This window comes from Hominenteromicrobium mulieris, from assembly GCF_046197855.1.
Classification (GTDB): Bacteria; Bacillota; Clostridia; order Oscillospirales; family Acutalibacteraceae; genus Hominenteromicrobium; species Hominenteromicrobium mulieris.
On the sequence record NZ_CP173188.1, the window covers coordinates 680,904 to 694,164 of the forward strand.

A 13,261-nucleotide genomic window follows, 5' to 3' on the forward strand; every position below is an offset into this window, starting at 1 on the left:
CCTCATAATATCGTAAGCGGAAGCGGCGTCTTAAACCAGTGCCGGCAGCTCCGCAATATCGTAAATCTTTGGCACGTTTTCCACATTGCCAAAGCCGTAAGCGGCGAAAATAAACGGCACGCCCGCCTGTGTCGCGGAGTTATAATCCCACACCGTGTCGCCCACGTATACCGGGGCTTTCAAGTGATTGTGCTCCACGACCAGCGCGATGTTGTCGGCCTTCGGCTTACCTGTGCTGCCCATGCACTCATAGTCCGTAAAATACTGCGCCATGTTGTGCGCCTTCAAAAACGCCTGAATATACCCGTTGTCGCAGTTGCTCACAATGCACAGCGTGTGCGTTTCGGAAAGCTTTTTCAGTGTCTCGTGCATATGCGGGTATAGCTTTGCGCCGTGCTCTGCAAGATATTTACATTCCAGCTTGAAATCCTCGTTAAAGACCTGCATTCGGCGCTCGTAAGAAAGGTACGTGAACAGCTTCTCCGCCAGATCGTCCATACCAAGGCCCATCACGCCTGCGTATTCCTCTTTTGTGGGCAGGTGCGTCACGTCCGGCTGCGTCTTTAAATACTCGAGCAGCACCAGATGTCCTTCCTCCACGGCGTCCCACAGGGTGCCGTCCAGGTCAAAAATAATGCCATCGTATTTCATCGGAAATCTTTCTCCTTTATATATAATAGTATAGGGGAGAGGGCGCTCAGCCCTCCAAATGGTTCAGATCATACGGCGTTTGCTGATAAACGTAGTAGTTCAGCCAGTTTGCAACAAGCAGATGTGCGTTGCTGCGCCACGTAAACGGGGGTGTCTTCTGGTCGTCGTCATCCGGGAAATAATTGTACGGCACTTTGGGGTTCAAGCCCTTATTGATGTCGCGGAAGTATTCCTTCGCCAGCGTGTCGCGGTCATATTCCGCGTGGCCCGTCACAAAGAACTTGCGCCCGCTCTTTTCGGCGACGATATGCACGCCCGCAAGGTCGGAGAGCGAAAGTACAATGAGCTCGTCGTGCTTTTTGATGTCGTCAAGGTAAACCTCCGTGTAGCGCGAGTGCGGCGCAAAGTAATTATCGTCAAAGCCGCGCATCAAGGGGTGATACGGGTTCAACACATGGTGATTGTAAATGCCGGAGAGCTTTTCCTTCATCAAATGCTTCTGAATGCCATAATGGTAGTAAAGACCGGCCTGCGCGCCCCAGCAGATATAGAGAACGGAATACACATGCGTTTTGCTCCATTCCATAATGGCACACATTTCGTCCCAGTAGTCCACTTCCTCAAACGGCATCTTTTCCACCGGCGCGCCCGTGATGATGAGGCCGTCAAAGCGCTGGTCCTTCACGTCGTTAAAGGTCTTATAGAATGTATTCAGATGATAAGAGCTCGTGTTGCGGCTGACATGCGATGCCATGTGCAACAACTCAACGTCCACCTGCAGCGGCGTGTTGCCCAGCAAACGCAAAAGCTGCGTCTCGGTCTCGATCTTCGTCGGCATCAAATTAAGTATCGCGATCTTTAAGGGGCGAATGTCCTGCAAAGCGGCACGCTCGTGCGTCATCACAAAGATGTTTTCAGACTCCAAAACCTCAATGGCGGGCAAATCCGCCTGTATACGAATAGGCATTGCTTTTTTTACCTCCGTCATATATACTATTATATAGGGCACAGGGGCCCGATACGTTTCAGTATAGCATACTTTGTCCCTCTGTAAAAGAGAGTAAAAGCGGTTTGAAGCGATTTTTTTCAAAGTTTTTTCAAAAGTTTTTCGGACTTTTTTCAGAAAAAAACGAAAAACGCAAAAGAAAAGGCAAAAGCGGCGGTTTTGTTTACACTGTATGTTGTTGATTTTGTGCAAGCAAAACACAATATATGTACACAAGAAAGAAAATCGAAAAAAACTTAAAAAAAACGAAAAAAAGTGTTGACAAAAAGGGCTCCCCGTGGTATTATATACAAGCGCTCGAGAGAGACGGCAAAAAACCGAAAGCGAAAAGCTGAAAGGAAAGCCGCTCGAAAGAGAGCACAGGACCTTGAAAATTAAACAACGAGAGAAAGAATGGAACCTGTAATTTCTTTGAGAAACTCAAAGAAACTTACGAGAAACAGAACTCAACAAATCTGTGACGAACGTCAGAACGACGTTATGAGCGAATTAAAGCTCTGAAAAAGATTTGAACGCGAAAGCGTTTAGATACAATTTTTTAGAGAGTTTGATCCTGGCTCAGGACGAACGCTGGCGGCGTGCCTAACACATGCAAGTCGAACGGAGTTGAAAGGAGCTTGCTTTTTTCAACTCAGTGGCGGACGGGTGAGTAACGCGTGAGTAACCTGCCTTTCAGAGGGGGATAACGTTCTGAAAAGAACGCTAATACCGCATAAGATTGTAGCTTCGCATGGAGCAGCAATCAAAGGAGCAATCCGCTGAAAGATGGACTCGCGTCCGATTAGATAGTTGGCGGGGTAACGGCCCACCAAGTCGACGATCGGTAGCCGGACTGAGAGGTTGATCGGCCACATTGGGACTGAGACACGGCCCAGACTCCTACGGGAGGCAGCAGTGAGGGATATTGGGCAATGGGGGAAACCCTGACCCAGCAACGCCGCGTGAGGGATGACGGTTTTCGGATTGTAAACCTCTGTCCTCTGTGAAGATAGTGACGGTAGCAGAGGAGGAAGCTCCGGCTAACTACGTGCCAGCAGCCGCGGTAATACGTAGGGAGCAAGCGTTGTCCGGATTTACTGGGTGTAAAGGGTGCGTAGGCGGATTGGCAAGTCAGAAGTGAAATCCATGGGCTTAACCCATGAACTGCTTTTGAAACTGTTAGTCTTGAGTGAAGTAGAGGTAGGCGGAATTCCCGGTGTAGCGGTGAAATGCGTAGAGATCGGGAGGAACACCAGTGGCGAAGGCGGCCTACTGGGCTTTAACTGACGCTGAGGCACGAAAGTGTGGGTAGCAAACAGGATTAGATACCCTGGTAGTCCACACTGTAAACGATGATTACTAGGTGTGGGGGGTCTAACCCCCTCCGTGCCGGAGTTAACACAATAAGTAATCCACCTGGGGAGTACGACCGCAAGGTTGAAACTCAAAGGAATTGACGGGGGCCCGCACAAGCAGTGGAGTATGTGGTTTAATTCGACGCAACGCGAAGAACCTTACCAGGTCTTGACATCCAACTAACGAAGCAGAGATGCATTAGGTGCCCTTCGGGGAAAGTTGAGACAGGTGGTGCATGGTTGTCGTCAGCTCGTGTCGTGAGATGTTGGGTTAAGTCCCGCAACGAGCGCAACCCTTGTGATTAGTTGCTACGCAAGAGCACTCTAATCAGACTGCCGTTGACAAAACGGAGGAAGGTGGGGACGACGTCAAATCATCATGCCCTTTATGACCTGGGCTACACACGTACTACAATGGTCGTTAACAGAGGGAAGCAATACCGCGAGGTGGAGCAAAACCCTAAAAACGGTCTCAGTTCAGATTGTAGGCTGCAACTCGCCTACATGAAGTTGGAATTGCTAGTAATCGCGGATCAGCATGCCGCGGTGAATACGTTCCCGGGCCTTGTACACACCGCCCGTCACACCATGGGAGCCGGTAATACCCGAAGTCAGTAGTTTAACCGTAAGGAGAACGCTGCCGAAGGTAGGATTGGCGACTGGGGTGAAGTCGTAACAAGGTAGCCGTATCGGAAGGTGCGGCTGGATCACCTCCTTTCTATGGAGAACCAAGAACAGCTAAGGTTGTTCTTCAACATCCTAGGTTAGATTGCAGGGGAAACTTTTAATCGTTGTTTAATTTTGAGGGTCTTGATCCTCAAGAACGGGGCATCTTCGTTCTGAAAAGAATATGGGGGTGTAGCTCAGCTGGGAGAGCACCTGCTTTGCAAGCAGGGGGTCATCGGTTCGATCCCGTTCATCTCCACCAAGGGCCGAAAGGTTCGAACAACCGGTGGTTTAACTAGATATGGGCTTATAGCTCAGCCGGTTAGAGCGCACGCCTGATAAGCGTGAGGTCGGTGGTTCGAGTCCACTTAAGCCCACCAAGCGGAGCAATCCGCAAAATGTACCTTGAAAACTGAATAAAGCGAAGCAGATAAAAATGCGAGAAAACTGTTATTTACTAGAGAATTATTTAAAAGGTCTAACGATCCAAATAATTGTTTAGGGTAATAACTGCAATTTCAAAGAAGCGAAAAAGTTTAAGTTTATTCTTTGCAAAGAGAAATAACTACAAAACTCATTTCTAATTCCAAGAAGAGAACACATGGTCAAGCTACAAAGAGCGCAAGGGGAATGCCTTGGCACTGGGAGCCGATGAAGGACGCGACTAACTGCGATAAGCTACGGGGAGCCGTAAGTAGGCATTGATCCGTAGATTTCCGAATGGAGCAATCCGATTAAAGTCATGTTTAATCATCATACACTGAATACATAGGTGTATGAGGGGAACCGCCTGAACTGAAACATCTAAGTAGGGCGAGGAAGAGAAATCAACCGAGATTCCGCTAGTAGTGGCGAGCGAACGCGGAGGAGGCCAAACCAAGAGTAGTAATACTTTTGGGGTTTGGACAGCAATGTGTAGGATTAAGTTTAGCAGAATGGCATGGGAAGGCCAACGAAACAGTGTGAGAGTCACGTATGCGAAAAGCAAAATCCGCTAGCTGTATCCAGAGTACCGCCGGACACGTGAAACCCGGTGGGAATATGGGGGGACCACCCTCCAAGCCTAAATACTACCCAGTGACCGATAGTGTATAGTACTGTGAAGGAAAGGTGAAAAGGACCCCGGGAGGGGAGTGAAAAAGAACCTGAAACCTTGTGCTTACAAGCACCGAGAGCCCATCAACGGGTGATCGGGTACCTTTTGTAGAATGGTCCGGCGAGTGAATGTAACTGGCGAGGTTAAGGACTTAAGGTCCGGAGCCGTAGCGAGAGCGAGTCTGAATAGGGCGTATGAAGTCAGTTGTATTCGACCCGAAACCGGGTGACCTACCCATGTCCAGGTTGAAGTGGAGGTAAAACTCCATGGAGGACCGAACCGACTCCCGTTGAAATGGTAGCGGATGAGGTGTGGGTAGCGGAGAAATTCCAATCGAACCCGGAGATAGCTGGTTCTCTCCGAAATAGTTTTAGGACTAGCCTCGTATTAGATTACCGGAGGTAAAGCACTGAATGAGCTAGGGGCCGAGAGGTTACTGAACTCTATCAAACTCAGAATGCCGGATAATTGATGTACGGGAGTCAGACAGTGTGAGATAAGTTTCATTGTCAAAAGGGAAACAGCCCAGACCCACAGCTAAGGTCCCAAAGTACGGTTAAGTGGAAAAGGATGTGGGGTTGCACAGACAACCAGGATGTTGGCTTAGAAGCAGCCACTCATTAAAAGAGTGCGTAATAGCTCACTGGTCGAGTGACCCTGCGCCGAAAATTTAACGGGGCTAAATCGTACACCGAAGCTTGGGATGCAGTAATGCATGGTAGGAGAGCGTCGTATAAGGGGTGAAGTCAGAGCGTAAGCGCTGGTGGACTTTATACGAGTGAGAATGCCGGAATGAGTAGCGAGAAATATGTGAGAATCATATTGGCCGAAAATCTAAGGTTTTTGGAGGAAGGTTCGTCCGCTCCAAGTAAGCCGGGAGCTAAGGTGAGGCCGAAAGGCGTAGCCGATGCACATACGGTAGATATTCCGTAGCCGCCAAAAGATTTAAGTAAGAGGACACCTTGAAAGGACTTGACCCGGGCGATGGTTGCCCCGGGCGAAAGGGACCGAAATTTAGTAGGGAAGCAAGTTTGGACGAGGGCGAGAAAAGTCTTATGTATATCTTCGGCGCCCGTACCGCAAACCGACACAGGTAGATAGGAAGAGAATTCTAAGGCCAACGGGAGAAGGGTAGTTAAGGAACTCGGCAAATTGACCCCGTAACTTAGGAATAAGGGGTGCCACAGCGATGTGGTCGCAGAGAATAGGCCCAGGCAACTGTTTATCAAAAACACAGGTCTCTGCCAAATCGAAAGATGAAGTATAGGGGCTGACACCTGCCCGGTGCTGGAAGGTTAAGAGGAGATGTGCAAGCATTGAATTGAAGCCCCAGTAAACGGCGGCCGTAACTATAACGGTCCTAAGGTAGCGAAATTCCTTGTCGGGTAAGTTCCGACCCGCACGAATGGTGTAATGATCTGGGCACTGTCTCAATTACCCGCCCGGCGAAATTGTAGTACCGGTGAAGATGCCGGTTACCCGCGACAAGACGGAAAGACCCCATGGAGCTTTACTGTAGCTTAATATTGGGTTTCGATAATTTATGTATAGGATAGGCGGGAGACTAGGAAACCGTGGCGCCAGCCACGGCGGAGTCGACGTTGGAATACCGCTCTTAAGTTATTGGAATTCTAACCTGCGGCCATGAATCTGGCCGGGGGACATTGTTAGGTGGGCAGTTTGACTGGGGCGGTCGCCTCCAAAAAGGTAACGGAGGCGCTCAAAGGTTGGCTCAGCATGGTTGGAAACCATGCCTTAGAGTGTAAACGTGTAAGCCAGCCTAACTGCGAGGATGACGGTCCGAGCAGTAACGAAAGTTGGAGTTAGTGATCCGGCGGTATGAGAGTGGAATTGCCGTCGCTCAACGGATAAAAGCTACCCTGGGGATAACAGGCTGATCTCCCCCAAGAGTCCACATCGACGGGGAGGTTTGGCACCTCGATGTCGGCTCATCACATCCTGGGGCTGTATTCGGTCCCAAGGGTTCGGCTGTTCGCCGATTAAAGTGGTACGCGAGCTGGGTTCAGAACGTCGTGAGACAGTTCGGTCCCTATCTGTCGTGGGCGCAGGATATTTGAGGAGAGCTGTCCTTAGTACGAGAGGACCGGGATGGACGCACCTCTGGCGCACCAGTTGTCACGCCAGTGGCACAGCTGGGCAACTATGTGCGGAACGGATAAACGCTGAAAGCATCTAAGCGTGAAGCCGACTCCAAGATTAGATATCCCATAGCGTAAGCTAGTAAGACCCCTTGTAGACTACAAGGTTGATAGGCTGCATGTGTAAGCACGGTAACGTGTTCAGCTTGGCAGTACTAATAGGTCGAGGGCTTGACCATAATCCTTCTTGGTTCAAGATTGCGCTTTCTTCTCCCATTCTACTCTTGCTTCTCCCTTTATTCAGTTTTCAGGGTATATGCACCATTAGCTCAGTTGGTAGAGCACCTGACTCTTAATCAGGGTGTCCCGGGTTCGAGTCCCTGATGGTGCACCAGAAGCTGACCAAGAGCCACAACTCTTGGTTTTTGTGGCCCGTTGGTCAAGCGGTTAAGACAGCGGCCTCTCACGCCGTTAACGTGGGTTCGATTCCCGCACGGGTCACCAAAATATTCCTCCTTAGCTCAGTTGGTAGAGCATGCGGCTGTTAACCGCAGGGTCGTTGGTTCGAGTCCAACAGGGGGAGCCAGATAAAAGCACTTAGCGTATTGCTGAGTGCTTTTTATTTTTTATATGGTTCAAAATCATTTGTTTTTTTCGAAAAATGAGCAATACTTAAGAATGTAAGGTCGCCTTAGGGCGAAGTTGATTTTAATGGACATGGGAGGTATTTCTATGGCAAACAAGTATACAGGCACCAAAACCGAGAAAAATCTGCAAGAGGCCTTCTCCGGCGAGTCGCAGGCGAGAAATAAGTACACCTATTTCGCATCTGTCGCGAAAAAAGAGGGCTACGAGCAGATAGCTGCACTCTTCCTGAAGACAGCCGATAACGAAAAAGAACACGCAAAAATGTGGTTCAAGGAGCTCATGGGCATCGGCGATACAAAAGCAAATCTCGGGGCCGCTGCGGACGGCGAAAACTACGAGTGGACCGATATGTATGAGGGTTTTGCAAAAACCGCCGAAGAGGAAGGTTTCCCGGAGCTTGCCGCAAAATTCAGAATGGTCGGCGAGATCGAAAAGCACCACGAAGAGCGCTACCGTGCGCTGCTCAAAAATTTAGAGACTGCACATGTTTTTGAAAAGAGCGAGGTAAAAGTGTGGGAGTGCCGCAACTGCGGTCATATCTGCGTCGGCGTCAAAGCGCCGGAGGTATGTCCGGTCTGCAACCATCCGCAGAGCTATTTTGAGGTCCACGCGGAAAATTATTAAGCAAACTCTATGAACGGCTGCTCGGTTCTAAATCGGGCGGTCGTTTTTGTGTCGCTTTGTACAGTGCTTTCGGCTTTTTCCACAAACCAAACGCCGAAAGACTGGCTTGACAAGCCCCTTTTTCGGCTCTATAATGGCGGTAAAAGGGAGGAGTTTTCATGAGAACATCCACACAGATCGAAACCGCGTCCGTTCTGGTCGGCGAAGAAAAAGCCGTGGAATACGTCGCAAAAGCCGGGTTTGACGCCTGGGATTTTTCCATGTTTGCCATGTGCGATTACGATTGGCGACTCGGCGCAGTCCGCCCCACAACACATCCGCTTGCCGGGGAAAATTATCTCGCGTTTGCGCGCAAGCTGAAGCAGATCGGCCTCGATAACGGCATCACCTGCAACCAGTCGCACGCGCCGTTCCCGACATCCTGCCCGGAGATTCGCTCGTATTTCAAGCGCGCGATTGAATGCACGGCAGAAGCCGGCGGCAAGATCTGCATCATTCACCCGGATAACGACAAATCCGCCGCAGAAAATGCCGAAATGTACCTTGAACTGTTGCCGTTTGCGAAGGACTGCGGCGTGAAGATCGCCACGGAAAACATGTGGAACTGGGATGATGCGAAAAACGAGTCCTGCTTTGCGGCATGCGCCACCTCAGAGAGCTTCATCGAGCACATCGACGCCGTAAATGACCCGTATCTCGTCGCATGCCTCGACATCGGCCACGCGGAAATGCGCGGCTCCGGCTCAGGCGCGGCGAACATGATCCGTGCGCTGGGCCACCGCCTGCAGGCGCTTCACATTCACGATAACGACCGTTGGCACGATTCCCACCAGATCCCGTTCTCCATGTCCATTGATTTCGCGCCCATCGCCGCCGCGCTCAAAGAGATCGGTTACAAAGGCTGGTTCACGCTGGAGGCCGATCATTACCTCAAAGAAAAGTTCAACGCGGAAAACGTGTTTGAGGGCATGAAAGACCTGCACACCGCCGCCGTTCGCTTTGAAAAATTATTTGACGAAGCCTGAAATTAAAATTTCCCGTATCTTGAAGTCAAAAACCGAGGTACGGGAAAATTTTTCATTCCGAAAAACCATCTTTATTTCCTGCGGCATTTTGGCGCTCGCGTTTCTTCTGTTGTTTTAACGCCCACCGTTGCGAACGATACACACGAATAGCTTAACTGTGCAGTTCCATAGCTTGTCAAAATCTTGACAAAAGCGGAAGAACAGGGTAGAATAAAAAGACCGAAATATCCTGTTTGATGCGGCGGAATAGCTTACCGCACAAACGAAAAAAGACATTATTTTTGAGAGGAAGTATCAGCAATGAGCGAAAATTGTACGCACGACTGCTCCAGCTGCGGCGAGGAATGTCCTTCCCGTCAGAATCCGGAAAGCTTTCTTGCGCCCATGAATAAGATGAGCAATGTCAAAAAGGTCATCGGCGTTGTCAGCGGCAAAGGCGGCGTAGGCAAAAGCCTTGTCACCTCTATGCTGGCTGTTACCATGCAGCGCCGCGGCTTTAAAACCGCCATTCTCGACGCCGACATCACCGGTCCGTCTATCCCGAAGTGCTTCGGCATCCACGAAAAGGCCATGGGCAGCGATGACGGCCTGTTCCCGGTCAACACAAAGACCGGCATCGAGACCATGAGCATCAACGAGCTTCTGCCGGATGAGACCTCCCCGGTCGTCTGGCGCGGCCCGGTCATCGCCGGTGTCATCAAGCAGTTCTGGAGCGACGTCATCTGGAATGAAGTCGATTACATGTTTGTCGACCTGCCCCCCGGAACCGGCGACGCACCGCTCACGGTGTTCCAGTCCATCCCGCTCGACGGCATCATCATTGTTACCTCTCCGCAGGAGCTCGTCTCCATGATCGTCTCCAAAGCGGTCGAAATGGCGAAAATGATGAACGTGCCCGTGCTCGGTCTCATCGAAAATTACAGCTATGTCAAGTGCCCGTGCTGCGGTGAGCCGTTCAAGGTTTACGGCGAAAGCCACATCGACGAGGTCGCGGCAAAGTACGACCTCAAGGTGCTCGATAAGCTCCCGCTTGACCCGCAGATCGCCTCCCTGTGCGATCGCGGTGCCATCGAGCTCATGGGTGACGGCCTTCTCGATAACGCCGCTGACGCCGTAGAAGCCGCACATCGCGCGTAAAGTGTCATTGACATTTTGATTTTATTAAAATAAGGTAGTTCAAAGATAAACTGTTAAATGTTTATCGGAGGGCGACCCGTTCACACGAAACAGAAAGCCGGATAAAATGCGGGCTGCAATGCCTGTATTTATCCGGTTTTTATTATTTATTTCACGTTTTGAGGGAGTAAGTTATGCGTGAAATGCGTGAGACCGCAAAAGTGTGAAGCTTTTTGAAATTTTTGAAAAAACAATTGACATTGAAATGAAAACCAGATAAGATAAGAATATATCTAAAAACAAGTTTTGTCTTTTCAGATATACCTCATATAATACAGAGAAAATATAAAAGCGATGACGAAGACAGTGCGGGCTTTCCCGTTTCAGAGAGTCGGCGGCGGGTGTAAGCCGATACGAAAAGCCCTGTCACAATCCCTTCCGAGCTGAAAGCCCCAAAGTGAACCCGAGTAAGGCTTTCCGCGCCATGCTGCGTCAGTGCATAGGGCTTCATGGGAGCCCGTGAGTGGCCTTTTCAGGCAATTTGAGTGGTACCGCGGATTAACTCCGTCTCAAAGCGATTTGAGACGGAGTTTTTTGCATGAAAAACGCCAAAACTATCGATATAGCCATACCAAAACGAAAGGAATGAAGAAATTGGCAAACGAAGCACAAACCCCCGTAACGGAAAAAACAGACCTGAAAGCACAGCTCGCAGAGGTGGCGGAGCGCATTCGCACCATGCGCGAGATCATCGGCCTTTCCGAAGAAGAAATGGCGCAGCGCACCGGCGTCACGCTGGAGGAATACCGCGGCTTTGAAAGCGGCGAGCATGATTTCAGCTTCACGTTTATTTTTAAATGTGCAGAGCGCTTCGGTATCGACCCCACCGACCTCATCAAGGGCACAAGCCCGCGTCTTTCCACATATACCGTCACCCGCCGCGGCGAGGGCCTGCCCATTACGCGCCGTCAGGGCTTTAAGTATTTAAATCTTGCCCCGCTCTTTAAGGGCAAAACGGCAGAGCCCTTTTTTGTCACCATGCCGTATAACGAGGCGGAGCAGAAGGTTGCGATCAAGCTTTCCACCCATCAGGGGCAGGAAATGGACATCGTCATCAAGGGCAAAATGCGCGTGCAGATCGGCTCGCACATCGAAGAACTCGGCGAGGGTGATTCCATTTACTACAACAGCGGCACGCCCCACGGTATGATCGCCGTCGGCGGCGAGGAATGTACCCTCTACGCCGTCGTCATGCGCCCGCAGAAGGAGAAAAAGCCCGAAAAGGACACGTTCGAGGCGCTCATCAAGGCCAAACAGGACCGTGCCGACCGCGAAACGGTCGCAAGCCCGTTCGTGCATACCGAGCTTGACGAAAACGGCATCTTAAAATCCATCGATTTCATGAACGAGGAAAAGTTTAACTTCGCGTTCGACATCGTCGATAAAATGGCGGAAAAAGAGCCGGATAAGCTTGCGATGCTCTGGGTCTCCAAGCACCACGAGGAAAAGCGCTTCACGTTTAAGGATATGAAGCGCATGTCGAATAAGACGGCAAACTACTTCAAGTCCCTCGGCATTAAGCGCGGCGATAGAGTCATGCTCATCTTAAAGCGCCACTACCAGTTCTGGTTCGCCATTTTGGCGCTGCATAAGCTCGGCGCCGTCGTCATCCCGGCAACGAACCTTTTAATGGAGCACGACCTCGATTACCGCTTCAAGGCCGCAGGCGTGCGCGCGCTCGTCTGCACGCCGGACGGTCAGGTCGCAGATGAAGCTTTGCGCGCCGCCGAAAGCTGCGGCACCGTTGAATTTTTGATGATGGCAAACGGCGCACGCGAGGGTTGGCTCGATTTCGACGCCGAGGTTGAAAAGCAGAGCGACGTGTTTGAGCGTACAGAGGACACCGCCTGCGGCAGTGATCCCATGCTCATGTTCTTCACCTCCGGCACCACGGGCTACCCGAAGATCGCAGAACACAACTATAAATACGCACTCGGACACTACATCACCGCCAAGTACTGGCACAACGTCAACCCGGAGGGCCTGCACTTCACCATTTCGGATACCGGCTGGGGCAAGGCGCTGTGGGGCAAGCTCTATGGCCAGTGGATGTGCGAAGCGCCCATTTTCACTTATGATTTTGATAAGTTCAATGCACACGACATCCTGCCCATGTTCAAGCAGTACAACATTACCACGTTCTGCGCGCCGCCCACCATGTACCGTTTCTTCATCAAGGAAGACCTCTCCAAATATGACCTTTCCTCCATCGAGTACAGCACCACGGCAGGCGAAGCCCTGAACCCCGAAGTCTACGAGCAATGGAAGCGCGCCACCGGCTTTTCCATTTATGAGGGCTTCGGCCAGACGGAGACCACGCTTTCCATTTACAACCCGGTCGGCTCCGTGCCGAAAAGCGGCTCCATGGGCATCCCGAGCCCGCTTTACGATGTCGACCTCATCCTGCCGGACGGCACGCCTGCGCCGGTCGGCGAAACGGGCGAAATTGTCATCCGTACCGATAAGCACACGCCCTGCGGCCTCTTCATGGGCTATTACCGCGACGAAGAGAAGACCCGCGAAGCGTGGAGCGGCGGCGTATATCACACCGGCGACACCGCATGGCGCGATGAAGACGGCTACTTCTTCTATGTCGGCAGAACAGACGATGTCATCAAGTCGTCCGGTTACCGCATCGGGCCGTTCGAGATCGAATCCGTCATCATGGAACTGCCGTATGTGCTCGAATGTGCCGTCACCAGCGCTCCGGACCCCATTCGCGGGCAGGTCGTCAAGGCGTCCATCGTGCTCACAAAGGGCACGCAGGGCACAGAAGCGCTGAAAAAAGAGATTCAGACCTACGTCAAGACGAACACCGCACCGTACAAATACCCGCGTATCGTTGAGTTCCGCGATGAGCTGCCGAAGACCATCAGCGGTAAAATCCGCCGCGTAGAGCTCAAGGGCTGATTTTAAACCGAATAGACACATAAGCG

The 13,261-nt window shown here is 51.1% G+C and carries 6 protein-coding genes, 5 tRNA genes and 2 rRNA genes; 11 read left to right on the plus strand and 2 right to left on the minus strand.

All coding sequences use genetic code 11. From position 1 onward, the window contains the following. Positions 1 to 30: 30 nt before the first annotated feature. Complete coding sequence (locus tag ACI0CA_RS03270; protein WP_446806558.1) at positions 31 to 651, minus strand: HAD family hydrolase; 621 nt, start codon at positions 649 to 651, stop codon at positions 31 to 33. A 46-nt stretch (positions 652 to 697) separates the two neighbouring features. Continuing rightward, positions 698 to 1,618 (minus strand): homoserine O-acetyltransferase MetA, encoded by a 921-nt coding sequence (metA, locus tag ACI0CA_RS03275; RefSeq protein ID WP_176820968.1) that lies wholly within the window; start codon positions 1,616 to 1,618, stop codon positions 698 to 700. A gap of 574 nt (positions 1,619 to 2,192) precedes the next feature. Here metA and ACI0CA_RS03280 point away from each other — a divergent pair. The 11 genes from ACI0CA_RS03280 (at position 2,193) to ACI0CA_RS03330 (ending at position 13,235) form a co-directional block, all read left to right on the plus strand. Then, positions 2,193 to 3,709: ribosomal RNA gene (locus tag ACI0CA_RS03280) — 16S ribosomal RNA — on the plus strand. A gap of 134 nt (positions 3,710 to 3,843) precedes the next feature. Further along, a tRNA-Ala gene (locus ACI0CA_RS03285) sits at positions 3,844 to 3,919 on the plus strand. 41 nt (positions 3,920 to 3,960) lie between these two features. Then, positions 3,961 to 4,037 (plus strand) — tRNA-Ile (locus tag ACI0CA_RS03290). 223 nt (positions 4,038 to 4,260) lie between these two features. After that, positions 4,261 to 7,091, plus strand: a 23S ribosomal RNA gene (locus ACI0CA_RS03295). The 16S and 23S rRNA genes sit together here with 5 tRNA genes alongside, the layout of an rRNA operon. A 79-nt stretch (positions 7,092 to 7,170) precedes the next feature. Then, a tRNA-Lys gene (locus tag ACI0CA_RS03300) sits at positions 7,171 to 7,246 on the plus strand. A gap of 35 nt (positions 7,247 to 7,281) precedes the next feature. Next, a tRNA-Glu gene (locus ACI0CA_RS03305) sits at positions 7,282 to 7,356 on the plus strand. A 6-nt stretch (positions 7,357 to 7,362) separates the two neighbouring features. Then, positions 7,363 to 7,438, plus strand: a tRNA-Asn gene (locus ACI0CA_RS03310). 146 nt (positions 7,439 to 7,584) lie between these two features. After that, positions 7,585 to 8,124, plus strand: coding sequence for a rubrerythrin (gene rbr / locus ACI0CA_RS03315; protein WP_308449774.1), 540 nt, complete (start codon positions 7,585 to 7,587; stop codon positions 8,122 to 8,124). A 158-nt stretch (positions 8,125 to 8,282) separates the two neighbouring features. Then, a complete protein-coding gene (locus ACI0CA_RS03320; RefSeq protein ID WP_417076993.1) occupies positions 8,283 to 9,149 on the plus strand; it encodes a sugar phosphate isomerase/epimerase family protein in 867 nt (288 codons plus the stop codon). Positions 9,150 to 9,449: 300 nt separating this feature from the next. After that, positions 9,450 to 10,286 carry an Mrp/NBP35 family ATP-binding protein gene (locus ACI0CA_RS03325; RefSeq protein ID WP_176820188.1) on the plus strand — a complete coding sequence of 279 codons (837 nt, stop codon included), beginning with the start codon at positions 9,450 to 9,452 and terminating at the stop codon, positions 10,284 to 10,286. A gap of 633 nt (positions 10,287 to 10,919) precedes the next feature. Further along, the gene (locus ACI0CA_RS03330) at positions 10,920 to 13,235 is read left to right on the plus strand and encodes an AMP-binding protein (protein ID WP_417422629.1); all 2,316 of its coding nucleotides are present in this window, start codon (positions 10,920 to 10,922) and stop codon (positions 13,233 to 13,235) included. Positions 13,236 to 13,261: the final 26 nt, after the last annotated feature.

Coding starts and splice junctions, on each gene's coding strand:
- ACI0CA_RS03270 (WP_446806558.1), bottom strand. CDS start 651: ATGAAATACGATGGCATTATTTTTGACCTGGACGGCACCCTGTGGGAC.
- metA (WP_176820968.1), bottom strand. CDS start 1,618: ATGCCTATTCGTATACAGGCGGATTTGCCCGCCATTGAGGTTTTGGAG.
- rbr (WP_308449774.1), top strand. CDS start 7,585: ATGGCAAACAAGTATACAGGCACCAAAACCGAGAAAAATCTGCAAGAG.
- ACI0CA_RS03320 (WP_417076993.1), top strand. CDS start 8,283: ATGAGAACATCCACACAGATCGAAACCGCGTCCGTTCTGGTCGGCGAA.
- ACI0CA_RS03325 (WP_176820188.1), top strand. CDS start 9,450: ATGAGCGAAAATTGTACGCACGACTGCTCCAGCTGCGGCGAGGAATGT.